Genomic DNA, 25,095 nt, shown 5'->3' on the forward strand with positions numbered 1-25,095 from the left:
GCGGGGGGGGGGGCCCCTCCCCTCTTGCCTCCGTACGCGCCGTCAGCCCAGGACGCCGCCGAGCAGGCCCGGGCGTCCGCCGCTGCCGCCGGAGCTGTCGCCGCCACCGGTCGTGCCGCCGCCGGAGCCGCCGCCGGTCGTGCCGCCCGAGCCCCCGGTGGTGCCGCCACCGCCGGTCGTGCCGCCGCTGGAGGTGGGCCCGCTGGTGGCGGCCGGCGGGCGCTCCTGGGTCGGCGCGGGCTGCTGCTGCGCCGGGGCCTGGTCGCCGCCCGTGGTGCCCTGGGTGGCGCTCGGCCGGGTGCCTGTGCCGCTGACGCTGCCGGTCTCGGGGGTGGTGCCCGGGGTGCCGGTGGCGGCGCCGCCCTGCGAGGGGCTCGCGCTGCTGCCCTGCGTCGGCGTGCCCGCGGGCGCCGACGGGTCGCGGGGGTCGGCGCCGCCCCGCTCCCGCTTGCGCTCCGGGTCGTCCGGCAGCGGCGAGCCGGTCAGCTCGTTGCGCGGCGCCTCGCCCGGCCCGGGCACGGTCACGCGGTCCGCGTCCCGTACGGCGCCGCCGAGCAGCGAGCCGACCAGCAGCGTCAGACCGACGACGACGGCGCCGACGAGACCGCCCCGGCGCAGCACGCGGCGGCGCAGCTCCCACAGCGCCGCGCGCGGCCCCAGCGTGCGCCACGCCTCCCCGGCGAGCCGGGCGTCGACGGAGTACACCGGGGCGCCCGCGATGATGAGCGGCGACCAGGCGGCGAGGTAGATGATGTCCGGCGCGTCGTAGGCGGGCACGGTCTTCCAGCTCACCGTCACGAGCAGCGCGACGGACAGCAGCATGCCGACCCCGGCGGCCACCCGCTGCCAGAGCCCGAGCACGGTCAGCACGCCCACGATCACCTGGAGGAAGGCGATCACGAGCCCGGCGCCGACGGGGTGCTGGAGCGCCCAGTCGCGCATCGGCTCGGCCAGCGCCCAGGGGTGCAGCGAGTTGAGCCACTTGACCATGGAGCCGCGCTCGCCGCCGTCGAAGTAGACGGGGTCGCAGAGCTTGCCCATCCCGGCGTAGATGGAGATGAAACCGAGGAAGACGCGCAGCGGCAGCAGCACGACGCCGAGGTTGAGGCGGCGCCCGGGGTAGTAGCCGTGCCGCATCCGCGACCTGGCGCCGTGCCGCCCGCCCTCGCGCCCGCCGCCGGTCCCGTCGTCGGCCCCGTCGTCGGCGTCGTCGAAACCGTCGATGCCGTCGTCGTAGGGCGGTTCGTCGAAGTGGTGCTGGTGCTCGTCGTCGGCGCTGCCGGGCATGCGCATCTGCGGGAGCAGCCGGGTGGGCCCGTGCTCGTCGCCGCGCGGTGCGACCACGGCCGGGGTGGCCACGGTGTCGCCGTACGGATCGTCCACGTCGACGCGCGGGATGACCTGCGTGGCACCGCCGTCGTCGTAGCCGGGGCGGGGGCCCTGCGGGGCACGGCCCGTGTCGTCCGCCGTCCGGCGCACCCCGCCGGCGCGCACGGCCTGGAGGAGCTCCCCCGCGCCCGGGTCGCCCGGCGCGGACTTCCCGCTCCAGACGACGGGCGCGCGCCGGCGCGCGGTGGCGCCAGCCGCGCCGACGGCCGGCATGCGCACGGTGTCCTCGGCGGCGCTCACGTGCCGGGCGACGCGGGGCGAGGGGGCCCGCCCGGCCGGTGGGAGCTGGACGCGGAAGCTCGCGTGATTGACGATGACCTGCGCGGGGTCGCAGGGCACCTTCACCATGCTCAGCGCGGGAGCGTCGTCGAACCCTGACGAGCGTCCCCCCGTGGGTGTGCGGGGTGTTCTGGTGTCCACACTCATCTAACCGAGTGACGCGAGGTTAGGACACTGCCTTGACTCCCCCGGATCTGTCCGGACCCCGTCAACCCAGCCCAGGGGCCGCGTCGACGGGGCGCGCCCCGCGTACGGAGCGCGGCGTACCGCCCGGACTCAGCGGCGCCGGCGAGCCGCCTCGTACAGCACGACGCCCGCGGCCACACCGGCGTTGAGCGACTCCGCCCCGCCCGGCATGGGGATCCGCACGCGGAAGTCGCAGGTCTCGCCCACCAGGCGGGACAGTCCCTTGCCCTCGCTGCCGACGACGATGACGACGGGACCGCCGAGCGCGTCGAGGTCGCCGACCTCGTGCTCGCCGTCGGCGGCGAGGCCGACGACCGCGATCCCGGCCTTCTTGTACGCCTCCAGGGCCCGGGTCAGGTTGGTCGCCCGGGCCACCGGCGTCCGCGCGGCCGTACCGGCGGACGTCTTCCAGGCGCCCGCCGACATCCCGGCGGCCCGCCGCTCGGGCACGACGACGCCGTGGCCGCCGAAGGCGGACACGGACCGCACCACGGCGCCCAGGTTCCGCGGGTCGGTCACGCCGTCGAGGGCGACGATCAGCGGGTCCTCGCCGTCGTCGTACGCGGCGGCGGCGAGGTCCTCCGGGTGCGCGTACTCGTACGGCGGCACCTGGAGCACGAGCCCCTGGTGGTTGAGGCCGTTGGTCATGCGGTCGAGCTCGGGGCGCGGCGCCTCCATGAGGTTGATGCCGCCGCGGTCGGCGGCCAGCTTCAGCGCCTCGCGCACCCGCTCGTCGTTGTCGATGAACTGCTGGACGTAGAGCGTCGTCGCGGGTACGCCGTCCCGCAGCGCCTCGAAGACCGGGTTGCGCCCGACGACCAGCTCGGCGGGCGACTTGCCGCCCCGGCCCTTGGCCTGCGTGCGGCCCTGCGCGCGCCGCGCCTTGGCCTGCGCGGCCCGCTGCTTGACGTGTCCCTTGCGCATCTCGGCGGGCGGCGTCGGGCCCTTGCCTTCCAGGCCCCGGCGCCGCTTGCCGCCGCTGCCGACCTGCGCGCCCTTCTTGCCGGACATGCGGCGGTTGTTAGCGGCCATGACCTACCCGTCTGTGTGAAGCGTGGCCCCGTACGCGGTCGGCGTACGCGGCGTGAAGTCTCGTACTGATGTCCTGCATGCAGTGTGCCGCCCGGCGACCCGGGCGGCACATCAGCGGGGTCGCGGCTAGCGCGACCCGAGCGTCCAGCGCGGCCCCGAGGGGCCGTCCTCGATGGTGAGGCCCGCCTGGGCGAGCTGGTCGCGGATGGCGTCGGCGGTGGCCCAGTCCTTGCGGCCGCGCGCAGCCTCGCGCTGGTCGAGCACCAGCCGGACCAGGGAGTCGACGACGGCGCCCAGGTCGTCGCCGGACTGGCCCTCGGTGCCCGCCCACCGCGGGTCGAGCGGGTCGAGGCCGAGGACGCCCAGCATGGCCCGCACCTCAGCGAGGCGCGCCACGGCGGCCTCCTTGTCGTCGGCGGCGAGCGCGGAGTTGCCCTGCCGGACGGTGGTGTGGACGATCGCGAGCGCCTGCGGGACGCCCAGGTCGTCGTCCATCGCGTCGGCGAACGCGGGCGGCACCTCGGCCGCCGGCTCGACGACGCCCCCGGCGAGTTCCACCACGCGCTGCGCGAAGCCCTCGATGCGGGCGAACGCCGCCTCGGCCTCGCGCAGGGCCTCCTCGCTGTACTCGATGGTCGAGCGGTAGTGCGGGGTGCCCAGGTAGTAGCGCAGGACGATGGGGCGCCAGTGCTTGACCATCTCGGAGACCAGCACCGAGTTGCCGAGCGACTTCGACATCTTCTCGCCGCTCATGGTGACCCAGGCGTTGTGCACCCAGTACCGCGCGAACGTGTCGCCGAAGGCCTTGGCCTGGGCGATCTCGTTCTCGTGGTGCGGGAAGACCAGGTCGAGGCCGCCGCCGTGGATGTCGAAGGCACTGCCCAGGTACTTGTGCGCCATGGCCGAGCACTCCAGGTGCCAGCCGGGGCGGCCGGGGCCGAAGGGCGTCTCCCAGGACGGCTCGCCCGGCTTGACGGCCTTCCACATGGCGAAGTCGCGCGAGTCGCGCTTGCCGGTGATGCCCTCCTCGGCGGGCTGCTGCATCTTGTCCAGGTCCTGGCGCGACAGCTCCAGGTACCCGGGCCAGGAGCGCACGTCGAAGTAGACGCTGCCGTCGGCCTCGTACGCGTGGCCGCGCTCGATCAGGCCGCGCATCATCGCGACCATCTCGGTGACGTGGCCGGTGGCGCGCGGCTCGTAGGTGGGCGGCAGGCAGCCGAGGGCGTCGTAGCCGTCGTTGAAGGCGCGCTCGTTCTCGTAGCCGATGGCCCACCAGGGGCGGCCCTGGTCCGCCGACTTCGCGATGATCTTGTCGTCGATGTCCGTGACGTTGCGGATGAACGTCACGTCGTAGCCGCGGTACGTGAACCAGCGGCGCATGATGTCGAAGTTGAGGCCCGAGCGGATGTGCCCGATGTGCGGCGCGGCCTGCACCGTGGCACCACAGAGGTAGATCGAGACACAGCCCTCGGTGAGGGGCTGGAAGTCACGGATCTGCCGGGCGCTGGTGTCGTACAGGCGAATCGTCACCACTCCAGGGTAGTGGGCGCCGGGCAGTGCCCCGCGCCCCTGGGGGATACGGGGCGTCCGGCCGTGCCCGGGCCCCGGCCGGAGCCGCGCCCGGGCCCGGGCCCGGGTCAGAGCCGGCCGACGACCTTGCGGGCGCGGACGCGGACGACGACGCGCGGGCCGTCGTCCTTGGCCGCCGGGTTGAAGTCGGCGTACCTCTTGCCGGTGTACTTCATCGACAGCTCGTCGATGAGCTCCTGGCCGCCCTCGGTGGTGATCTCGGCGGTGCCGCGGATCTCGGCGTAGGTGTAGGGGGCGTCGAAGGGCTGGAGGAGCACGGTCACGCGGGGGTCGCGGCGGAGGTTCTTCTCCTTCTGCCGCCCGACGGTCGTGGAGAAGACGACGTCGTCGCCGTCGCGCTTCACCCAGACCGGGGAGAGCTGGGGGCTGCCGTCGGGCTGGACGGTCGCCACGGTGATGAAGACCGGGGTGTCGAGCAGGGACTTGAGGTCGTCGGAGAGTGTGGCGGTCATGGGGGTCGCTCCTGTGGCTGGTGGTTCCGGTGGGGGGGGTGGTCGTCCCGTGGTCTCCGTCCGCACTGCCGGTCCTGCCGGAAGGCGCCCGGCGGCCCCGACGGCCGGGCGCCTTCCGGCAGGACGCGCGGGCCTGGCTGGCCGTGCGGTTCCGGTGTACCCGGGGGACCGCGCGTCCCCCGTACGTGGCTGACCGCGCGGCCCCGGTCGACCACTGGACGATGCGTACCCCTACCTGATCGCGGGGCCCCGCACCACGGGGCGGGCGGATGTCCGCCCGCCCGCACCCCGTACGGACCACCCGGGCGCCCCCGGCCCCGAACGGGGCCCCGCCCGTCGTCAGCCCGTACGGACCACCAGCGCGGTGGCGATGCCCATGAGGCCCTCGTCGCGGCCGGGGAAGCCGAGGCCGTCCGTGGTGGCGCCGGAGACGCTGACCGGGGCGCCGACCGCCTCCGAGAGGAGCTTCTGGGCCTCGTCGCGGCGCTTGCCGATCTTCGGGCGGGGGCCGACGACCTGGACGGCGACGTTGCCGATGGTGAAGCCGGCCTCGCGGACGATCCGGGCGGCCTCCGTCAGGAGCGTGAGCCCGGACGCCCCGGCCCACTCGGGCCGGCCGGTGCCGAAGTGCGCGCCCAGGTCGCCGAGCCCGGCCGCGGAGAACAGCGCGTTGCAGGCGGCGTGGGCGACGACGTCCGCGTCGGAGTGGCCGGCGAGCCCGGGCCCCTCCCCCTCCCACTTCAGGCCCGCGCACCACAGCTCGCGGCCCTCCTCGAAGGCGTGGACGTCGGTGCCGACGCCGACGCGCGGCAGCGGGTACGGCGGTGCGGGAGCCGGTTCAGAAGCCATCGTTGGCCCTCCTGCGGGCGAGCACGGCCTCGGCGAGCACGAGGTCCAGCGGCCGGGTCACCTTGAACGCCTCCTCGTGCCCGGGCACGAGCACAACCGGCTCGCCCAGGCGCTCGACCAGGCCCGCGTCGTCCGTGGCGCCCTCGCCGACGACGTCCGCCTCGTGGGCGCGCACCAGCGTGGCCCGGTCGAAGCCCTGCGGCGTCTGCACGGCGCGCAGCCGTGCGCGCTCGGGCGTGGCGACGACGGGTTCGGGCTCCCCGGGCGCCCCCGGCTCGACCTCCTTGACGGTGTCCGCCAGCGGCAGCGCGGGCACGACGGCGCGTGCCCCGTCGCGTACCGCCTCGATGACGCCGTCGACGGTGTCCACGGGCACCAGCGGGCGGGCCGCGTCGTGCACAAGGACGATGTCGACGCCGGGCGGCAGGGCGTCGAGGCCGAGCTTCACGGACTCCTGGCGGGTGGCGCCGCCGGGCACGACCAGGAAGTCCGTGCGCTCGGGCAGCGCGTGGTCGGCGAGCAGCGTCTTGACCTCGGCGGCGCCGTCCGGCGGGGCCACGACCACGACGAGCGAGACGGCGCGCGAGGCGGCCAGCGCGCGCACGGCGTGGACGAGCATGGGGGTGCCGCTGAGGGCGCGCAGGGCCTTGGGGGCGCCGGGGCCGAGGCGTACGCCGCGTCCGGCGGCGGGGATCACGGCCGCGGTGCGAGAGGTTACGTCAGACATCGGTTCCGTTCAGGTTTGTGCGCTCGGTTGACATGGGTATGGCCACACCGTGCCGGGCGCGACGCCTTGACCGGACCCTTCCGTGACATCTGGTCGAGCCAGAACTGCCCGAGCCCGGCACGCCAACGTACCGGGGGATCTTTCCTTACCCGCGAACCGCCGGTGAAGACCGGGGGACGCCGCCGGAGAGGACCGGGGGGCGTGCGGGCCCCCGCCCCCGAGCGCCGTCCGGGCGGGCCGCCGCCGCGTTCCGGAGGGGACATGTCGTACACGTGAACATGCCGCAGTGCCCGGCGACACCCTCAGGGGTCGGCGGGCACTGCGGCATGGTGGTTGTACACCTGGTATCCCGGACGCGGGCCCACGCGGGGCACCCGTGTCCGCGCGCGGCGGGGCCGCGGGCGGTCAGGACGCGAGAACCTCGTCGAGCAGGGCCTCGGCCTTGTCCTCGTTCGTGTTCTCCGCGAGTGCGAGCTCGCTCACCAGGATCTGACGGGCCTTGGCGAGCATGCGCTTCTCTCCGGCGGACAGTCCGCGCTCGCGCTCGCGGCGCCACAGGTCACGGACGACTTCCGCGACCTTGATGACGTCGCCGGAGGCGAGCTTCTCGAGATTTGCCTTGTAGCGACGCGACCAGTTCGTGGGCTCCTCGGCGTACGGCGCGCGCAGTACTTCGAAGACCCGGTCCAGGCCGTCCTGGCCGACCACATCACGCACACCGACGAACTCCGCATTGTCCGCTGGCACACGCACCGTCAAGTCGCCCTGGGCGACCTTCAGCACCAAGTAGGTCTTGTCCACGCCTTTGATCTGACGAGTTTCGATGGCCTCGATCAGCGCGGCCCCGTGATGGGGATAGACCACGGTGTCGCCAACCTTGAACGTCATGTGACAGGTACCCCTTCCGTGGCTATCCAGGGTAACACGGATACGGCGTCTTCTGAATGGCGTTTTCGCAGGTCAGGGCATATCTCGGGGCTTGACAACAACGACACGAACGTGCTGCGGACGGGGTGCGGAAGGGGGTATTCGCAGGTCGGAGCCGCTGTCCGGGGAAGGTGAAACGCCCACGTTACACACTCCACGAAGGTGCTCCAAGGTGACGTACGTCCCGTTTTGCCGGGTTCCCCGAGGTGAACTTCCGCTACTCCGTTCGGTGACCGGGGACACGTGCGGCGTCACCGGGCGGGCGAAGTGCGGGCACCCCGGAGTGAATCCGGAATTGATCAAGAAGCGCGAGCCCCGATGCGCCGGAAGCGCGCTCCGACGCGCTTGCGTTGCACACCGTGACCCCTGCACTGATCAATTTCCCGGGCGGCCCCGCATTCCTTACGGGAAATCCTCCGCGACACCACCGCCGGAGATATGCGAATGGGGAAACCTGAGGCCATGGGGAAGCCCGGGGCGCGGGAGGCGTCGCAGGCTCGTGGTCCCCAGGGGCGGGTCGGGTGCGGGCGCGCGGGAACGGCTCGGTAACCTAAGCGCGCTGACACACCCTTAGGGCGGCTTTACGGCCGCCCGCCCGGCTCGACCCGGCCCGGCCCGTCCGCGCCTGCTCGGCCTTGCTCGACCCTCCGTATCGCCCACGTTCAAGGAGTTGCCGCCGCCGTGAGCCGCAGCCTTCGACGCGGCGCCATCGCCGCCACCGCCCTCGCGTTCTCGCTCGCCTCGCTCACCGCCTGCGGTGCCGGAAACAACGCCCAGACGATCGAGATCAAGCCGGACAACGCGGCGACCGCCGTCGGCGACATCAAGATCCAGAACGCCATGATCATCACCCAGCCGGACCGCGAGTCGACGGGTCCCGCCGTGGTCTCCGCCACCGTGTTCAACGGCGGCCGCACCGCCCAGACCCTGGAGTCGATCACGGTCGACGGCACCGGCAAGAAGGCCCAGCTTCGCCCCGCCAAGGGCGACCGGCCGGGCAAGAAGGGCAAGGGCGGCGGCCTGGTCATCCCGGCCGGCGGCTCCGTCGTGATCGGCGGCGAGGACAACGCCGTGGCCCTGCTGCCCAGCAGCCGCGAGTCCGTCAAGGACGGCAACGCGCAGCCGGTCACCTTCGGCTTCAGCAAGACCGGTGACGTCAAGCTGAAGACGTTCGTGGTCCCGGCCGAGAGCTACTTCGAGGAGTGGGGCCCGACCGAGGTCCCGCAGTCCCCCGACGCCAAGCCGTCCGGCAAGCCCTCGGGCAAGCCGTCCGGGAAGCCGTCCGGCGGCCCCTCCGGCTCGCCGTCGGGCTCCCCGTCCGGTTCCCCGTCGGGCTCGCCGGAGTCGCAGCGGTCCGGTGAGGCCCCGGCCAACGGCGCGGAGGCTGATGGTGCCGAGGCCGGCGCCTCGCACGAGGCCGCCGGGCACTGACGCCTCTGCACAGCCGCCGAAGGGCGGGACCCCTCCCGGGGTCCCGCCCTTCGGCGTTCGTCGACACGAGTGCCGCGTCAGCGGGTGGGCTGTGGCTGGTCGCGCAGTTCCCCGCGCCCCTTCGGGGCGCTTCCGCGCGCGCCCCCGCCGTCGGACCGGTCCGGTCTACGGCTCGAACTTGTAGCCGAGGCCCCGCACCGTCACCAGGTAGCGCGGCGCGCCGGGGTCCGGCTCGATCTTGGCGCGGAGGCGCTTGACGTGGACGTCGAGGGTCTTGGTGTCACCGACGTAGTCCGCGCCCCAGACGCGGTCGATGAGCTGCATGCGGGTCAGCACGCGGCCCGCGTTGCGCAGCAGCATCTCCAGGAGGTCGAACTCCTTCAGCGGCAGGTCGACCTTGGAGCCGGAGACCGTGACCACGTGCCGGTCGACGTCCATCCGGACCGGTCCTGCCTCCAGGGCCTGCGGGGTGACCTCCTCCGGCTCGCCGCGGCGGCGCAGCACGGCGCGGATGCGGGCGACCAGCTCGCGCGAGGAGAACGGCTTGGTGACGTAGTCGTCGGCTCCTATCTCCAGGCCGACGACCTTGTCGATCTCGCTGTCCTTCGCGGTCACCATGATAACGGGGACGTTCGAGCGGCTCCGGAGCTGGCGGCAGACCTCGGTGCCGGGCAGGCCCGGCAGCATCAGGTCGAGCAGGACGAGGTCGGCGCCATTGCGTTCGAATTCGTCGAGTCCGTCCGGGCCGGTGGCCGCGATCGCGACCTCGAAGCCCTCCTTGCGGAGCATGTACGACAGGGCGTCGCTGAAGGATTCCTCGTCCTCGACGACGAGCACTCGGGTCACGGAAGGACCTCCGGGGCGGCAGGAATGGGTTCGTATGCGGTGGTGTCGGGCCTGATGCCCTGGTGCGCGTCCTCGTCGCCGAGACCGTGCCCGGATCCGCGGTCGCGGGTCGCGCCCGCCTCCGGCAGGCGCAGGGTGAAGGTGGAGCCCTGTCCCTCGGAGCTCCACACCGTGACCTCCCCGCCGTGCGAGGCGGCCACGTGCTTGACGATGGCGAGACCGAGGCCGGTGCCGCCGGTGGCGCGGGAGCGGGCCGGGTCGACGCGGTAGAAGCGCTCGAAGATGCGCTCCTTGTCCTTGTCGGAGATGCCGATGCCCTGGTCCGTGACGGCGATCTCGATGAGGTCGCCGCCGGGGGCGTTGACGCGGCGTGCGGCGATCCCCACGCGGGTGCGGGCGGGCGAGTAGTTCACGGCGTTCTCGACGAGGTTGCCGAGCGCGGCCGCGAGCTGGCCCCGGTTGCCCCACACGTGCAGGTCGGCGATGCCCTCCCGGCTCCCACCGCCACCCTCGAACGAGAGGCTTCCGGCCCCCCCGATCGCTGCGGCCATGGTGATCTGCTTCGTGCCCGCCTGGTGGCGGCAGCGGTCGATGGCCTCGCCGACGAGCTCGTCCACGCGGACCGGCTCGGCGTCCTCCAGCGGGTCGTCGTTCTGCACCCGGGAGAGGTCGATCAGCTCCTGTACGAGGTTGGTGAGCCGCGTCGCCTCGTTCTGCATGCGGCCCGCGAAGCGCTCCACGGCCTCGGGGTCGTCGGAGGCGTCCATGACGGCCTCCGAGAGCAGGCTGAGGGCGCCCACCGGGGTCTTCAGCTCGTGGCTCACGTTCGCCACGAAGTCGCGGCGCACGGCCTCGATCCGGCGCGCCTCGGTGAGGTCCTCGACGAGCAGCAGCACAAGGCGGGAGCCGAGCGGGGCCACCCGCGCGGAGACGGCGAGGGCGTCGCCGCGGCCGGTGCCGCGGCGCGGCAGGTCCAGCTCGACCTGGCGTATCTCGCCGTCGCGCCGGGTGTCACGGGCCATCTGGAGCATCGGCTCGACGGCGAGTTTGCCGCCGCGTACGAGGCCGAGCGCGTACGCCGCCGAGCTGGCCTTGACCACGCCGTCCGACTCGTCGAGCACGACGGCGGAGGAGCGCAGTACGGAGAGCACGGTGTCGACGCCGGGCGGGAGCACCGGGTCGGTGTGCAGGGAGGTCCGGGTGGGGCGCTTCTGGTCGCGTTCGCTCCAGCGGAACGCCAGCATGGCGATGACACCGGTGCACACTCCGGCGATCGCTGCCGCTGCGGCGACCGCCGCGTTCACGTCCATGCCTCCAGGTTATGCGGGGGCGGAGCACTGCCCACAGCCATCCGAGTGGTCGCTCGAACAGTCGTCGCTCAGAGTTCACCGAGGGGACAGCGATGGTTCATTTCGGACGCCCGGATCGGCGGAGTGATCGCTTCCGGGGTGACGGGGGCGTCGCCCACCGTTCACCTGGAGGACGGCGCCGGTTCACATGGGATGCCGGTAACGGACGCGTCCGCGCCACACCGTGGGAGCGTAGGGGACAACCCCTGATGGACGTAGGGGGCAGCCCCCTGTGACGTACGAGAGAGGGACAGCCAGATGCGTGACGCGTACCACGAGGAACTTGACTCGATCGGCGAGGGCCTGGTCGAGATGGCCCGTCTCGTCGGGTCGGCGATCGGGCGCGCCACCACGGCCATGCTCGACGCGGACCTGAAGCTGGCGGAGAGCGTGATCGCCGCCGACCAGAAGGTCGACGACCTCCAGCACGACCTGGAGGCCCGCGCGATAGCCCTGCTGGCCCGGCAGCAGCCGGTCGCCACCGACCTGCGGATCGTCGTGACCTCGCTGCGGATGAGCGCCGACCTGGAGCGCTCCGGCGACCTCGCCCAGCACGTGGCGAAGCTCGCGCGGCTGCGCTTCCCGGACTCGCCGGTGCCGCGCGACCTGCACGCGACGATCCTGGAGATGGGCCAGCTCGCGCAGCGTCTGATGGCCAAGGCGGCGGAGGTCATCATCACCAAGGACGTCGACCTGGCGCTCCAGTTGGAGCAGGACGACGACGAGATGGACCTGCTGCACCGCACGCTCTTCCAGCACCTGATGGACGACCGCTGGAAGCACGGCATCGAGACCGCGGTCGACGTGACGCTCCTCGGCCGCTACTACGAGCGCTTCGCGGACCACGCGGTGTCGGTGGCGAAGCGGGTCGTGTACCTGGTGACGGGCGAGCACGCCGACGAGATCCAGCCGGGCACCGCCTCGGTCGAGGGGGCCTGACCTCAGGCCCCGGCCTCGCGCACAGGAGTGGGCGCCGCCCCCCCCCCGGGGGTGCGGCGCCCGTTCTTTCACCGGCTGACGCGGCTGTTCACCGGCCGACTCGGCTCTTTCGCCGGCTGACGCGGTTCTTTCACCGGCTGACGCGGCCGGGCCTCAGCCGCAGCCGCCACCGCACTGACAGGGACCGCCGGACTGGCAGCCGCAACTGCATCCGGGACCGCACTGACAGCCGTCGGCACAGGTGTCGCGCTCGGGGGATTCGGCCATGGTCTCCTCCTCGAAGGCGTGAGACGTACTGCTTGCCCTCCATTCCATGCAGCGACCAACGGGGCGCGTCAACGGCGCACGTGTGCGCGCTCGCCACCGGATGCGCCGTGCGGTGCCTCCCGTGTCACCCCCTCCTCGGACGTCGTGGGGGTGGCTTGTTCTGCGCTGTACGGCGGGGGCGCCCGCGTGCGGTGGGGCCGGTCCGCGGCGCGGGACGGCCGGTGCGGGCGGGGCGGCCGGGACGCCCGGCGCGGCGGCGGCCCCGTGCAGCCCGGCCGGAGCCTCCGCCGGACGTCTTCCGCGCGGCTGCGGGTCGTGGCATGCTCCGCCCAACGCGGACGTGAACACCATTCACGTACATAAACGCGACAACGCGAGAGGTGGAGCGTCATGGCCGACCTCAGCAGACGCCGAGTCCTGGGCGCGGCCGTGGCCGTCGCCGCCGGGGGGGCGAGCGGGCCCGCCGCCGCGGCAGCGGGGGCGCGGGCGCGGGCGAGCGGGCGTACAGCCGCGGGGGTGCGGGCGGCCGGGTCCACCACCGCCGGGGTGGGGACGGCCACGGCCGGGTCGCGCGGCGCCGCCCTGTGGCGCGAGTACGCCCGGGCCCCCTACACCCACCCGCAGATCCCCTACGTGGCCCGGGCCGGATGCCGACGGGGAGCGCACCGCCTCCCCCGTCCCGGGCCCGTCGTCGCGGCCCGCCGCTACGGGGTCAGGCCCGGCACCGGCGAGGACGCCGCGCCCGCCCTCAACCGCGCCCTCGCCGCCGCGGGACGGGCCGGTGGCGGCACCGTCCAGCTCGAACCCGGGACGTACCGCGTCGACGGAGTCGTCCGGATCGCCCACGACGACGTCGTCCTGCGCGGCGCGGGCAGCGGGCGCACCACGCTCCTCGCCACCCGCCACCTCACCGACCTCATCGGCCCCTACGGGAGCCGCTACGGCGGGGACAAGTCGAGCTGGTCCTGGGCCGGCGGGCTCATCTGGCTCTGCCCCGAGGCCCGTTGGTACTCCCTCGTCGACGCGGTCAAGGACCGCGACTGGCCCTTCGAGGGGTGGACCGGGAACAGGCGCGACGCGTGGCGCACCCTGGCCACCCTCGCCCCCGCCGCCCGGGGCGACCGGTCCGTCCGCGTCACCGGACCTTTCCCGGGTCCCCGGTCCCGCCCGACCGGGGGAGATCCCGTACGGGTGCGCCGCGGCGACCTCGTCCTGCTGCGCCTGGCCGACGACCGCGACCACACCCTCCTGGAGCACATGGCGGGCGGCGGCCCCGGCCCCCAGGCGTACGCCTGGGACGACAAGACGAAGCTGACCTCGTACGTCCCCTACGAGTGGCCCGTACGGGTCACGCGGGTGGAGGGGCGCCGGATCACCCTGGAACGGCCGCTCCCGCTCGACCTCCGGCCCGCGTGGGATCCCCGCCTCACCACCTGCGTCACACCCCTGACCGGCTCCGGCGTCGAGGGCCTCACCCTGGAGGCCGTCGAGACCCCGCAGGCCCCGCACCTGCGCGACCTCGGGTACAACGGCGTCACCTTCCAGTGCGCGTACGACTGCTGGGCCGACGACGTGCGCGTGCGCCACGTGGACAACGGCTTCGGGCTCGTCGCCGCCTCCGCCTGCACCCTGCGGCGCACCGCCGTCGGCGGGCGGGGCGCGCACCACCCGTACTTCTGCCGCGAGGGGTCGCACGACAACCTCGTCGAGGACTTCCGCGTCGAGCGGCTGGCCGTGCCCCCGCCCGCCGGGACGCAGCTCCACGGCATCAACGTGGAGGGGCTGTCCTCGTACAACGTCTGGTCGCGCGGGCACATGGAGACGGGCACGTTCGACACCCACCGGGGGATGCCGTTCGCGAACGTGCGCACGGAGATCACCGTCCACAACGACGGACGGCACGGCGGCGACGCCGGTGCCGGGCCGCTGTACGGCGCCCGGTTCACCCACTGGAACATCACGGTCACCAACCAGCGGGCCGGACTCGTCAGGATCGACGGCGTCGCGCCGTACAGCGCCACGGTCGGCATCTCCCGCGTACGCGAGTTCGACCAGATCGACGTACCGGACTTCCCGGGGCCGCTGCACGCGCGCGTCGAGGCGTACGGCGCGCCCGGCGCGGTACGGCCGCGGAACCTGTACGAGGCGCAGCGGGCGCTGGAGCGGCGGCGGCCGGGCGCCGGGGACCGGTCGGTGTCCTAGCCGCCCGTGTCCTGGCCGGTCCGTGCCCTGGCCGGTCCGTGCCCTGGTCGGCCCGTGTCCTGGTCGGCCCGTGTCCTAGCCGAAGGGGACGAGGCGGACCACCGTCACCGTCAGGACCGAACCCGACACGTAGTAGAGGACGATGGCGCCGCCGACCGTCGCCTCGCGGCGGTCGCGCTCCGCGTCCACCGCCGCCGAGCCGTGCCCGTACGGGTCGCGGCCGAGCGTGCGGGCCATCGCCGACCGGAACGCGTCGGCGCCGTCCATCTTGGCGAGGGTGTCGTCGGCGGGCGGCGCGTAGGTGATGCGGTAGCTGCGCCTCCGGTGCCGGCTCACGCGATGCTCCGCCTCTCGGCCTCGTCGGCCGCGAGGCGGTCGAGCAGCGCCTCGGCCTCGGGGTCGGGCACGGCCTGAAGCATCCAGTGGCGCATGACCGCGTGGATCTCGTCGACGCCCGCCTGGTTGATGGCCCGGTCGAAGTCCGCGCGTCTGTCCTCGGGGAGGGCGGCGCGGATGTCCGGGATGGTGTTGGGCACCTCGACCTCCTCGCCGCCGATGAAGGTCTTCAGTGGTTCGGCCATGTGCGGGTCACTCTCCCTGGGGTCCCTGGACGGTCCCGGCACCGGGCTCACGGTCCCGGCGCTGCGCTCACGGTAGCGGCCGGGGCCGGAGCCGGGGGAGTTCAGCCGGTGGCCTCGGCCTTCGGGGCGTGGCCGGGCCGGCTCGCGACTGGGTCCAGCGGTTCGGTACGGGGCTTCGCGTCCGGGTCCAGCGGTTCCGTACGGGGCAGCGCGTCCAGGTCCAGCGGTTCCGTACGGGGCTTCGCGTCCGGGGCGGGTTCCGAGAGGCCCCGCATCAGGCCCCAGTACCCGAGCGCCGCGATCGTGCCTATGACCGCGCAGAGGCCCCACAGCCACTCCTGGCCCAGGCGGTCGATGAAGAAGCCGGAGATCAGCGGGGCCGCGAGCGCCGCCACCGACCACGACATGGCGTACATGCCCTGGTAGCGGCCGCGGGCGTGCGCCGGGGAGAGGCGGACCACCAGGGTGGACTGCGTGGGGGCGTTGACGATCTCGGCGAGCGTCCACACGCACACCGTGAGGGCGATGAAGCCGACCGACCCGGCGAACGCGGTGAGGCCGAAGCCGTACCCCGCCACGAGCGCGGAGACCACCAGCAGGCGCTGGGGGTCCCGGTGCTCGATGAAGCGGGTCACCGGGATCTGCAGCAGCACGATCATGACGCCGTTGCAGGCGATGGCCACGCCGTAGTCGCTCGGTGTGAACCCGGCCTCGCCCATCGCCACCGGCAGGCCCACGTACGCCTGTTGGAAGACCAGCGCGACCAGGAAGGAGAGCCCGACGACACCCATGAAGCGGCGGTCCCGCAGCACCGTGCCGAGGCCCGCGTCCGGCGCGTGCGCCGCCGCTCCGTCCGGGCGCTCGGGGCGCGACTCGGGCAGCTTGATGTACACGAGCACCGCGCAGACCAGCGTCATCACGGCTTCGATGAGGAAGCCCGCGAGGTAGCTGTACGCGGCGATGAACCCGGCGCCGGCCGAGGAGATGGCGAAGCCGAGGTTGATGGCCCAGAAGTTGAGCGAGAACGCGCGGACCCGGTCCTCGGGCCGGACGATGTCGGCCATCATCGCCTGCACGGCGGGGCGGGAGGCGTTGCTGGCCATGCCCACCGCGAAGGCCACCGCGGCGATGGCCAACGGGTGCGTCATGAACCCGAGCAGCGCCACGGAGGCCGCCGTGGAGGTCTGCGCGACCAGCAGCGTGGGCCGCCGCCCGAGCCGGTCGGTCAGGACGCCCGCGCCGAGGGAGGAGATGACGCCGCCGAGCCCGTGCAGGGCGGCGACGAGCCCCGCGTAGGTGGCGGAGTAGCCGAGCTCCAGGGTGAGGTAGATGGCCATGAAGGTGGACACGAAGGCGCCCAGGCGGTTCACCAGGGTGCTGGTCCACAGCCACCAGAAGGCAGGGGGCAGCCCCGACACGGATTCCTTGACGGCACGTCTGGCGGCGGTGAGCGGCATTCGGGTCCCCCGGGCGGTACGGATGAGCGAGCTGGCCCTGCTCCGGGCATGTAAGTGCCCAAAACAGTGATCAGACCTTACGAAGCCGTGGTCCGCCCCACCACTCATTTGACGACACCCGTCAATCGTCGGAGCGCACGGCGGGCGGCTCCGCACCCGGCCCCGGCGGCCCCTCCGGCTCCCGGGCGCGACCCCTACGGGGATTCCATTACGCTCGTGGGCATGGCCGACGCACCGTACAAGCTGATCCTCCTCCGCCACGGCGAGAGCGAGTGGAACGCGAAGAACCTGTTCACCGGCTGGGTGGACGTCAACCTGAACGAGAAGGGCGAGAAGGAGGCGGTCCGGGGCGGCGAGCTGCTCAAGGACGCGGGTCTGCTGCCCGACGTCGTGCACACCTCCCTCCAGAAGCGCGCCATCCGCACCGCGCAGCTCGCGCTCGAGGCCGCCGACCGGCACTGGATCCCGGTGCACCGCTCCTGGCGCCTGAACGAGCGCCACTACGGCGCGCTGCAGGGCAAGGACAAGGCGCAGACCCTCGCCGAGTTCGGCGAGGAGCAGTTCATGCTGTGGCGCCGCTCGTACGACACCCCGCCGCCGGCGCTCGAGGACGGCGCGGAGTTCTCCCAGTCGGACGACCCGCGCTACGCGACCATCCCGCCGGAGCTGCGCCCCCGCACGGAGTGCCTCAAGGACGTCGTCGTCCGCATGCTCCCCTACTGGTACGACGGCATCGTCCCCGACCTCCTGACGGGCCGCACCGTCCTGGTCGCCGCCCACGGCAACAGCCTCCGCGCCCTGGTCAAGCACCTGGACGGCATCTCCGACGCCGACATCGCGGGCCTGAACATCCCCACCGGCATCCCGCTCGCCTACGACCTGGACGCCGACTTCAAGCCCCTGAACCCGGGCGGCACCTACCTCGACCCGGCCGCGGCGAAGGCCGCCATCGAGGCGGTCAAGAACCAGGGCAAGAAGAAGTAGACCCACGGGTTCAAAGCCCCCACCCGCGGTTTCCCCGCCGGTGGGGGCCTTGCTGCTGCACCGGGGCCCTGGCTGAGCCCCTGGGCGCTGCGACGCATGCGCCGGACCCGGGCGTCGGGCACGGTCGGCAGCGCCACAGGAAGAGTCAGTTCCTCCGTCGACGCCCCTGCGCATAGGGACCGCGGCGATCATGCTCCCGCCATTCCTCGTCATGAGGGTCGCGGTCTTCGCCACCCGCGTTGTCTCCAGGAGTCGCGATGCGCTCCCCCTCGTTGACCTTGGCCAGCAGCGAGGCGAGGGGATCAGGGGGACCGTCGCTGAAGCGATCGCAGCCGCGCTCGGGCGGCGGCCCCGCCTCTGCCCTGTCGTGACGCGACCCAGATGTATCGCTCATGAGCAGCCCCCTCCGACTCACTGAGATGCGCTGGAGACCCTTCCCTGGAAGGTCGCGGAACAATCGACTCCGACCTTGCCACGATGTGCATGCCGGCGGCCTGGAAGAGTTCGACGAGCGGGGCAGAGCGCCGCGAGGTGCGGCCGTCTTCCCCGTGCTCGGTGGGGCCGTGCGCCGTCCCTCAGGGAGCCCCCGCGTCCGAGATGGTTCTGGCCAGGTCGCCCGTCGTGTCGAGGATTCCCTGGCCCAGGTCCGTGGGGGCTATCAGGACTCCGAAGATGACGGCCACCGCCAGGGTCATCGTCTGGTCGGCCCGGCTTCGGGCCTGGACCTTGCGGCGGATCAGGAGGACGAGGACGACGGCCAGCAGGACCGCCATGTTGATCGTCAGTTTCACGGGGTCGGCCCTCCCCCCGGGCGGAGACGTCCCAGCTTTTCTCTGTAGCAGGGAGCGGGGAGGCGCAGTGAGTCAGTTGGCCGGGGTTGGCGGCAAAGTGCTCAAAGGGGGCCGGATCGGTGCGGGGCCGGCGGGGTCAGCGGGGCTGTGTGAGGTGGGCGAAGGCTTCCAGGTTGCGGGTCGACTCGCCGCGCGAGACGCGCCAGGCGTACTCCTTGCGGATCGCGGTCGCGAAGCCCAGCTCCAGGAGGGTGTTGAAGGAGCCGTCCGAGGCCTCCAGGACGGAGCCGAGGAGGCGGTCCAGTTCGTCGGGGGTGACGGCGGCCAGGGGGAGCTTGGCGGTGACGTAGATGTCGCCGAGGGGGTCGATCGCGTAACTCACGCCGTACAGGCGCAGGTTGCGTTCCAGGAGCCAGCGGTGGACGGCCTCGTGGTTCTCGTCGGGGTGGCGGATGACGAACGCGTTGAGGGAGAGGGAGTGCTTGCCCACGATCAGCGACAGGGTCGTGGAGAGCTTGCGGGTGCCGGGGAGGGTGATCACGTACGAGCCGGGGTCGGGGGACTCCCAGGTCAGCTCGGCGTCGTCGAGGAATCGTTCGATCACCGCGTCAGGCGTTCCGCCGGCAACGTCACCCATGGTGCGAGGGTACGCGACGCCGGTGGTCGTGCATGGCGGCGGTGTACACGTCGGCCGTGGTGGACGCCGCCGTCCCCCAGCCGAAGGACTGCGCGTGCCGCGCGGCCGCCGCGCCCATGCTGTCCGTGAGGTGGGGGCTGTCGGCGAAGTCGCGGAGCACGCGCGCGTAGAGGGCCGGTTCGTGGCCGTGGACGAGGAAGCCCGTCGTACCGTCGCGGACCGCGACCGGCAGGCCGCCGACCGCGGCCGCGAGCACCGGGGTGCCCGCCGCCTGCGCCTCTATCGCGACCAGGCCGAAGGACTCGCTGTACGAGGGCATGACGAGCACGGACGCCGCGCGGAACCAGTCGGCCAGTTGCTCCTGCCCGACCGGCGGCTGGAAGCGGACGACGTCGGCGATGCCCAGGCGGGCCGCCAGCTTCTGCAGGCCCTCCGGCTTCGCCAGGCCGCTGCCGCTCGGCCCGCCCACGACCGGCACGACCATGCGGCGGCGCAGCTCCGGGCGTTCGTCGAGGAGTACGGCGACCGCGCGCAGCAGGATGTCGGGTGCCTTCAGGGGCTGGATGCGGCCCGCGAAGAGGGGGATCAGGGCGTCCTGGGGCAGGCCGAGGCGGTGCCGGGCGGCGGCGCGGCCGTCGGCGGGGCGGAAGCGGTCGAGGTTGACGCCGGGGTGGACGACGGCGACCTTGCCGGGGTCGGCGTCGTAGTGGTGGACCAGCTCGCCGGCCTCCTCGGAGGTGTTGGCGATCAGGCGGTCGGCCGCGCGCACGATCTGCGTCTCGCCGATGACGCGCGCTGCGGGCTCGGGGGTGTCGCCCTCGGCGAGCGCCGCGTTCTTGACCTTCGCCATGGTGTGCATGGCGTGCACGAGGGGGGCGCCCCAGCGCTCGGCGGCGAGCCAGCCGACGTGGCCGCTGAGCCAGTAGTGCGAGTGGACGAGGTCGTAGTGGCCGGGCCGGTGGCCGGCCCAGGCCAGCATGACGCCGTGCGTGAAGGCGCAGAGCTGCGCGGGCAGCTCCTCCTTGGCCAGACCCTCGTACGGGCCCGCGTCCACGTGACGGACGAGGACGCCGGGGGCGAGCTCGACGGCGGGCGGCAGGGCGGCCGTGGTGGCACGCGTGAAGATCTCCACCTCGATGTTGATCTCGGCGAGGCGCTTGGCGAGCTCCACGATGTAGACGTTCATGCCGCCCGCGTCGCCCGTGCCGGGCTGGTGCAGCGGTGAGGTGTGCACGCTGAGCATGGCCACGCGGCGGGGGCGGCGCGGCGAGCCGGACAGGCGGAGCCGGGCCGGTGCCGAGGGGGCCGCTGGGAAACGACGCCCGAGCCTGGTCACGTAGTGGCTCACGTGGCGATCCTCCTTGGCCTCGGCGGCGTCCTGGACCTCGTACGGCGGGCATGGCGATGCGGAGGACGTACGGGGCCTCTGGAGCGGGAACACCGGAACACTCGACTCCATTTCGCTCTTTGCCAAAGCATTACCTTGGAGGTTCGGGGCGGGGGCCTTGCTTACGCTTGCCCTCATGGCCCCCCGCGCCCCCCGAACCCCTCGCACCTCGCCCACCTCGGCCTCCCCGGCCCGCCCCCGGGGGACCGTGACGCGCGGGACCACCAACCCCAACCGGCTGCGGCGCATGGACCGCTGGATCGCCGCCGTCCACGGCGCCGCGCTGCGCCGCGCCGCCGACCCGCTCGCCGTGGACCTCGGCTACGGTGCCGCGCCCTGGACCGCCGTCGAGCTGCTGCTCCGGCTGCGGACCGCCGCCCCACGCGCGCGCGTGGTGGGCATCGAGATCGACCCGGCGCGGGTCGAGGCGGCCCGGCCGTACGAACGGGAGGGGCTCTCCTTCCTGCACGGCGGCTTCGAAGTACCGCTGCCCGCTCGCCCGGTTCTCATCCGCGCCGCGAACGTGCTGCGCCAGTACGACGAGGGCGAGGTCGCCGCCGCCTGGGAGCTGCTGTGCGCGCGGCTGGCGCCCGGCGGGCTGCTCGTCGAGGGGACCTGTGACGAGATCGGGCGGCGGCACGTGTGGGTCGCGCTCGGCGCGCAGGGCCCGCGCACGGTGACGTTCGCGGCGCGCCTCGCCTCCCTCGAGCGCCCCTCCGACCTGGCCGAGCGGCTGCCGAAGGCGCTCATCCACCGGAACGTGCCGGGCGAGCCGGTGCACGCGTTCCTGCGCGACTTCGACCGCGCGTGGGCGGCGGCGGCCCCGTACGCGTCGTACGGGGCGCGGCAGCGGTGGATCCGGGCGGTACGGGAGCTGCGGGCGGACTGGCCGGTGGTGGACGGCGCCACGCGGTGGCGGCAGGGGGAAGTGACGGTGGAGTGGGGGGCGTTGGCGCCGCGCGGGGGCGGGGGCTGAGGGGGCCTGTCGAGGGGCTCTGTCGAGGGGTCCTGCTGAGGGGCTCTGGCGAGAGGGCCTGCCGAGGGGCCCTGCTGAGGGGTCCTGGCGAGAGGGCCTGCGAGAGGTCCTCCTTGCGGGCGCCGGCTGAGGCCAGGGCTTCGCCGTGGGCGAACCCTTGTGCGAGGGGAACGATCACCGCGTGCCGCTCGTCACACGAGTCGGGAGGGGATCGTCCGTCGCCGTGTGGCTCTGTCGTCACGGGCGCGGACGTGGCACCATCCCGGGGAGCCCAGGCGTTACTGACGGTATATCAGGGATCGGTTGTGGGGGTGGCGAGCGTGTCCGGCAAGCGGTGTTCGACGGCGACAGCCGTGGCTCTGGTGTGCGCGGCGGTGCTGGCCGCGCCCGGCACGGCGTTCGCGAGCCCCACCGACCCCGCGCCGCCCGCCCCGCCGAGACCGCCGGCGTCCGTGACGCCCGCCGGGGACACCGCCCTGGAGCATGTCCGCAAGGAGATCGAGCGGCTCTACCGCGAGGCGGGCGCGGCCACGGACGCGTACAACGCGGCGGAGGAGCGGGCCAAGAGACAGTCCAAGGAGATCGCCCGCCTCTCCCGTGACATCGACAGCGGCCAGAAGAAGCTCGACCGGCTCAAGGCCCAGGCGGGCGCCGCGGCCCGCGCGCAGTACCGCGGCGGGAGCATCCCGGACCAGGCCCGCCTGATGCTGAGCCGGAGCCCGGAGCGGTTCCTGGACGGCGCGGGCCGCCTGCGCCAGGGCCACCACGGCGCGAAGTCCCTGCTCACGGAGGTGAGCCGGACCCAGGACGACCTGAAGACGTACGCCAAGGACGCCTCGGCGCAGTGGCGGAAGCTGGAGGCCAACAGGCGGGCCAAGGCCGAGGCGCGCAAGAAGGTCACGAAGAAGATCGCCGCCGCCGAGAAGCTGGAGTCGCGCCTGGAGAAGAGGGAGCGCGACCGGCTGCGCCGGCTGGAGGAGGAGGCCGCCCGCAAGCAGCAGTCGGCCTGGGTGAGCACGGGGATACTGGACGACCTCAAGGGCGGCGCCACCGCCCGCGGCAAGAAGGCCGTCGCCTTCGCCACGGCCCAGCTCGGCAAGCCGTACGTCTGGGGCGCGGAGGGCCCGAAGTCGTACGACTGCTCGGGGCTGACGTCCCAGGCCTGGGCGGCGGCGGGGCGCGGCATCCCGCGCACGTCGCAGGAGCAGTGGAAGCGGCTGCCGCACGTGGACGTGAAGAACATGCGCCCCGGGGACCTGATCATCTACCACAAGGACGCCAGCCACGTCGGGCTGTACGTGGGCAACGGCACCATCGTGCACGCTCCCCGGCCGGGGCGGGACGTGACGATGGCGGGCGCGGGCTCGATGGAGATCCTCGGGGTGGTGCGGCCGGGGTAGGGGGCTTCGGGCTGGGCTGGAGTGGCTTGTGCGGGTGGCGGGGGCCCTGTGGGCATGGCGGGCCCGTGGCACGGCCTGGCGTGTTCCGGCGGGCCCTTGGTACGGCCCGGCGCATTCCGACGGGCCCTCGGCATGGCCCGGCGCATTCCGGCGGGCCCTCGCGCAGGGCAGGCCCGCGCGGCGCGGGGTGCGGCGGGTGCGCCCCGTGCCCGGGCGGGCCGCGCCCTGCGGCGGAGCGGCCCAGCACCTCGAGCCCTAGCGGCCCGTGTCCTGCGGCGGAGCGGCCCGGCACCCCGAGCCCCCAGCGACCCGCTTCCTGCGCGGAGGGACCCGACGCCCCCGAGCCCCGGTGATCCACCCACCACGGCAAAGCCCCTTCGCACCCCAAGCCCCAGCAACCCACGCCCTGCGCCAGAGCCACCCCGCACCTGCAAGCCCCGGCGAACTCCAGGCCCGGGCCCCGGCGACCACCCCACGCCCAGACGTGCCCAGACGTGCCCCTCAAGCGGGACCCGCCCAGGCGCGCCGCACCCGCACGGAAGGGGACGACGCACCCCGGATGAGGCCTCCCCCGCGCCCCGCCCGATAGGGAACGACGCACCCCGGTGGAGGCACGCCCGCACCCCGCAGGGGGAAGGGGCGACAGGGGTGTGACCCAGTGCACCGGGGGCCGGGGCGCTCAACCTTCCGGGCGTGATGTTCGTCATCCCAGGAAGACCCGGTTCGTGCCCTCTTGCGGTTCAGGACACGGCATATGCCGTCTGCCGGGTGCCGCGCCGCGTTCCCCAGGGGGACCGGCTACCGCTATGGTCCCCGTCTGGTGTGGGGCGTGCGACCGTCGCCCCACCGTGCCCTCGGGGGGAGGGAAGGATTCCACGCATGTCCGCACGCATACCGCGGCAGAGGGCGATCCCGGCCGCGGAAGGCGGTCAGGCTCCGCCGACCTCCGCGCCGCACCGCCCCCCTGGCGGCTCCGACGGCCCTCTCGGCCCCGGCGACCGGGGTGGCCGTGACGGCTACAGCCGTACCCGGGACCCCCGCGGCCCCGGCCCGGCCCACGGCGCCGGGCTCACCCTGCTGGTGATCGAGGACGACCCGGGCGGCGCCCTGCGGCTCCCCGAGCTGCTGGCCGCCGACGGCAAGCCCATGCGCATCCGCACCGCCCGCAACCTCACCGAGGCCGAGCGGCTGCTCACGGACGACGTGCACTGCATCCTGCTCGACCTCGCCCTGCCCGACGGCTCCCCCGCGAACGGCGGCACGGGCCCGACGGGCACCCCGCCGCCCACCGGGCCGGGCCCCGTGTACGACGGCTCCCCGCGAACCACCACCGACGGCACCGGCGCCCAGGGCACCGGCACCGGCACCGGCAACAGCACCGACGTCGACGCCGACGAGCTGGCCCCCCTGCGGCACGTGCTGCGCCTCGCGCCCCGCCAGGCCGTCCTCGCGCTCACCACGTCCGGCGACGCCGAGCGCGGCGCGCGGGCGGTGCGGGTCGGCGCCCAGGACTACCTGCTCCGCGACGAGCTGGACAGCCGCGTGCTGAGCCGCGCGATCCAGTACGCGGTCGAGCGCAAGCGGGCCGACGCCGCGCAGCGGCAGCTCCACGAGTCCCGGCTGCGCGCGCAGGAGAACGCCCGCCTGGAGCGGGGGCTGCTGCCGACGCCGCTGCTCGAAGGATCGCCGCTGCGGTTCTCCTCCCGGTACCGGCCGGGGCGGTCGCGCGCCCTGCTCGGCGGCGACTTCTACGACACGGTGCGCACGCCGGACGGCTCGGTGCACGTGATGATCGGCGACGTCTGCGGGCACGGCCCGGACGAGGCCGCGCTCGGGGTGGAGCTGCGCATCGCCTGGCGGGCCCTGACGTTCGCGGGCCTCGTCGGCGACGAACTCCTCGGCACCCTGCAGAAGGTCCTGGAGCACGAGCGGCCCAACGACGAGATCTTCGCGACGCTGTGCACGGTCGACATCGCGCCGGACGGCCGCCGGGCGGGCCTGTGCCTGGCCGGTCACCCGTCGCCGCTGATCGTCCGCCACGGACCCGCGACCACCGCCGGTGCCGCGCGGGAGCAGTCGGCGCCCCGGGCCGAGCTGTTGCCGTACGACAACGGCGGCCCGGCGCTCGGCCTGCTCCCGCGCGCCCGCTGGCCGCGTCGGCAGGTGGAGCTGGGTGGCCGCTGGAGCCTGATGCTGTACACGGACGGCCTGATCGAGGGCCGGGTCGGCGAGGGCAACCAGCGGCTGGGGCAGGACGGCATGGTGGAGATGGTGCGCCGCCAGCTCGCCACGGGCCTGCGCGGCGACGCACTGCTGGAGGCGGCCGTGACCGAGGTGCGGGAGCTGAACGGCGGCGAGCTGACGGACGACGTGGCGGTACTCCTCCTCGACCGCGAACGCTGAGGGGCTCCCCCTCG

22 protein-coding genes are annotated in these 25,095 nt (G+C 73.7%); 7 read left to right on the top strand and 15 right to left on the bottom strand.

Features of this window, described 5'->3' with window-relative positions:
- Window positions 1-42 precede the first annotated feature (42 nt).
- The 7 genes from IE330_RS20870 to IE330_RS20900 form a co-directional block, all read right to left on the bottom strand.
- Window positions 43-1,809 carry a DoxX family protein gene (locus IE330_RS20870; RefSeq protein ID WP_190137630.1) on the bottom strand — a complete coding sequence of 589 codons (1,767 nt, stop codon included), beginning with the start codon at window positions 1,807-1,809 and terminating at the stop codon, window positions 43-45.
- Window positions 1,810-1,944: 135 nt separating this feature from the next.
- Window positions 1,945-2,886: a 23S rRNA (guanosine(2251)-2'-O)-methyltransferase RlmB gene (rlmB, locus tag IE330_RS20875; protein ID WP_190137601.1), complete on the bottom strand. Its 942-nt coding sequence runs from the start codon at window positions 2,884-2,886 to the stop codon at window positions 1,945-1,947.
- A gap of 126 nt (window positions 2,887-3,012) precedes the next feature.
- Window positions 3,013-4,416 carry a cysteine--tRNA ligase gene (cysS, locus tag IE330_RS20880; RefSeq protein ID WP_190137602.1) on the bottom strand — a complete coding sequence of 468 codons (1,404 nt, stop codon included), beginning with the start codon at window positions 4,414-4,416 and terminating at the stop codon, window positions 3,013-3,015.
- Window positions 4,417-4,523: 107 nt separating this feature from the next.
- Entirely contained in the window at window positions 4,524-4,928 is a 405-nt protein-coding gene (locus tag IE330_RS20885; RefSeq protein ID WP_190137603.1) for a PPOX class F420-dependent oxidoreductase, read from the bottom strand.
- Window positions 4,929-5,267: 339 nt separating this feature from the next.
- A complete protein-coding gene (gene ispF / locus IE330_RS20890; protein WP_190137604.1) occupies window positions 5,268-5,777 on the bottom strand; it encodes a 2-C-methyl-D-erythritol 2,4-cyclodiphosphate synthase in 510 nt (169 codons plus the stop codon).
- Window positions 5,767-6,504 carry a 2-C-methyl-D-erythritol 4-phosphate cytidylyltransferase gene (gene ispD / locus IE330_RS20895; protein ID WP_190137605.1) on the bottom strand — a complete coding sequence of 246 codons (738 nt, stop codon included), beginning with the start codon at window positions 6,502-6,504 and terminating at the stop codon, window positions 5,767-5,769. The genes ispF and ispD overlap by 11 nt, the downstream gene beginning before the upstream one ends.
- A 405-nt stretch (window positions 6,505-6,909) precedes the next feature.
- Entirely contained in the window at window positions 6,910-7,392 is a 483-nt protein-coding gene (locus IE330_RS20900; protein WP_003953493.1) for a CarD family transcriptional regulator, read from the bottom strand.
- A gap of 720 nt (window positions 7,393-8,112) precedes the next feature.
- On the opposite strand from IE330_RS20900, the gene IE330_RS20905 reads away from it, so the two are divergent.
- A complete protein-coding gene (locus IE330_RS20905; RefSeq protein WP_190137606.1) occupies window positions 8,113-8,862 on the top strand; it encodes a copper chaperone PCu(A)C domain-containing protein in 750 nt (249 codons plus the stop codon).
- 165 nt (window positions 8,863-9,027) lie between these two features.
- Here the strand turns inward: IE330_RS20905 and phoP are convergent, their stop codons facing one another.
- Together phoP and phoR are read right to left on the bottom strand one after the other, a co-directional pair.
- Entirely contained in the window at window positions 9,028-9,708 is a 681-nt protein-coding gene (gene phoP, locus IE330_RS20910) for a two-component system response regulator PhoP (RefSeq protein ID WP_030682312.1), read from the bottom strand.
- Window positions 9,705-11,018 (bottom strand): two-component system sensor histidine kinase PhoR, encoded by a 1,314-nt coding sequence (gene phoR / locus IE330_RS20915; RefSeq protein ID WP_190137607.1) that lies wholly within the window; start codon window positions 11,016-11,018, stop codon window positions 9,705-9,707. Before phoR ends, phoP begins: the two co-directional genes overlap by 4 nt.
- A 297-nt stretch (window positions 11,019-11,315) precedes the next feature.
- On the opposite strand from phoR, the gene phoU reads away from it, so the two are divergent.
- Window positions 11,316-11,996, top strand: coding sequence for a phosphate signaling complex protein PhoU (gene phoU, locus IE330_RS20920; RefSeq protein WP_190137608.1), 681 nt, complete (start codon window positions 11,316-11,318; stop codon window positions 11,994-11,996).
- 657 nt (window positions 11,997-12,653) lie between these two features.
- Entirely contained in the window at window positions 12,654-14,465 is a 1,812-nt protein-coding gene (locus IE330_RS20925) for a glycosyl hydrolase family 28-related protein (protein WP_190137609.1), read from the top strand.
- A gap of 75 nt (window positions 14,466-14,540) precedes the next feature.
- Here the strand turns inward: IE330_RS20925 and IE330_RS20930 are convergent, their stop codons facing one another.
- The 3 genes from IE330_RS20930 to IE330_RS20940 all read right to left on the bottom strand — a co-directional run bounded on the left by IE330_RS20930 (window position 14,541) and on the right by IE330_RS20940 (window position 16,503).
- Window positions 14,541-14,732 carry a hypothetical protein gene (locus IE330_RS20930; protein WP_190137631.1) on the bottom strand — a complete coding sequence of 64 codons (192 nt, stop codon included), beginning with the start codon at window positions 14,730-14,732 and terminating at the stop codon, window positions 14,541-14,543.
- A 65-nt stretch (window positions 14,733-14,797) separates the two neighbouring features.
- Complete coding sequence (locus IE330_RS20935) at window positions 14,798-15,046, bottom strand: hypothetical protein (RefSeq protein ID WP_190137610.1); 249 nt, start codon at window positions 15,044-15,046, stop codon at window positions 14,798-14,800.
- A gap of 101 nt (window positions 15,047-15,147) precedes the next feature.
- Window positions 15,148-16,503 (bottom strand): MDR family MFS transporter, encoded by a 1,356-nt coding sequence (locus IE330_RS20940; protein WP_190137611.1) that lies wholly within the window; start codon window positions 16,501-16,503, stop codon window positions 15,148-15,150.
- A gap of 222 nt (window positions 16,504-16,725) precedes the next feature.
- Between IE330_RS20940 and IE330_RS20945 the strand changes: the two genes are divergently transcribed.
- The gene (locus IE330_RS20945; protein ID WP_190137612.1) at window positions 16,726-17,487 is read left to right on the top strand and encodes a phosphoglyceromutase; all 762 of its coding nucleotides are present in this window, start codon (window positions 16,726-16,728) and stop codon (window positions 17,485-17,487) included.
- A 575-nt stretch (window positions 17,488-18,062) separates the two neighbouring features.
- Here IE330_RS20945 and IE330_RS20950 read toward each other — a convergent pair.
- From IE330_RS20950 to mshA, 3 genes are all read right to left on the bottom strand, one after another.
- Window positions 18,063-18,278 (bottom strand): hypothetical protein, encoded by a 216-nt coding sequence (locus IE330_RS20950; protein ID WP_229925800.1) that lies wholly within the window; start codon window positions 18,276-18,278, stop codon window positions 18,063-18,065.
- A 136-nt stretch (window positions 18,279-18,414) separates the two neighbouring features.
- Entirely contained in the window at window positions 18,415-18,915 is a 501-nt protein-coding gene (locus IE330_RS20955) for a type III secretion system chaperone family protein (RefSeq protein ID WP_190137613.1), read from the bottom strand.
- Window positions 18,908-20,263 (bottom strand): D-inositol-3-phosphate glycosyltransferase, encoded by a 1,356-nt coding sequence (mshA, locus tag IE330_RS20960; RefSeq protein WP_190137614.1) that lies wholly within the window; start codon window positions 20,261-20,263, stop codon window positions 18,908-18,910. Before mshA ends, IE330_RS20955 begins: the two co-directional genes overlap by 8 nt.
- Before the next feature lie 286 nt (window positions 20,264-20,549).
- Between mshA and IE330_RS20965 the strand changes: the two genes are divergently transcribed.
- The 3 genes from IE330_RS20965 (at window position 20,550) to IE330_RS20975 (ending at window position 25,081) form a co-directional block, all read left to right on the top strand.
- Complete coding sequence (locus tag IE330_RS20965) at window positions 20,550-21,278, top strand: class I SAM-dependent methyltransferase (RefSeq protein WP_190137633.1); 729 nt, start codon at window positions 20,550-20,552, stop codon at window positions 21,276-21,278.
- A 311-nt stretch (window positions 21,279-21,589) separates the two neighbouring features.
- Window positions 21,590-22,678, top strand: coding sequence for a C40 family peptidase (locus IE330_RS20970; RefSeq protein ID WP_190137615.1), 1,089 nt, complete (start codon window positions 21,590-21,592; stop codon window positions 22,676-22,678).
- Window positions 22,679-23,557: 879 nt separating this feature from the next.
- Window positions 23,558-25,081 (top strand): PP2C family protein-serine/threonine phosphatase, encoded by a 1,524-nt coding sequence (locus IE330_RS20975; protein WP_190137616.1) that lies wholly within the window; start codon window positions 23,558-23,560, stop codon window positions 25,079-25,081.
- Window positions 25,082-25,095 lie beyond the last annotated feature (14 nt).

It is taken from the genome of Streptomyces longispororuber (assembly GCF_014656095.1).
Classification (GTDB): Bacteria; Actinomycetota; Actinomycetes; order Streptomycetales; family Streptomycetaceae; genus Streptomyces; species Streptomyces longispororuber.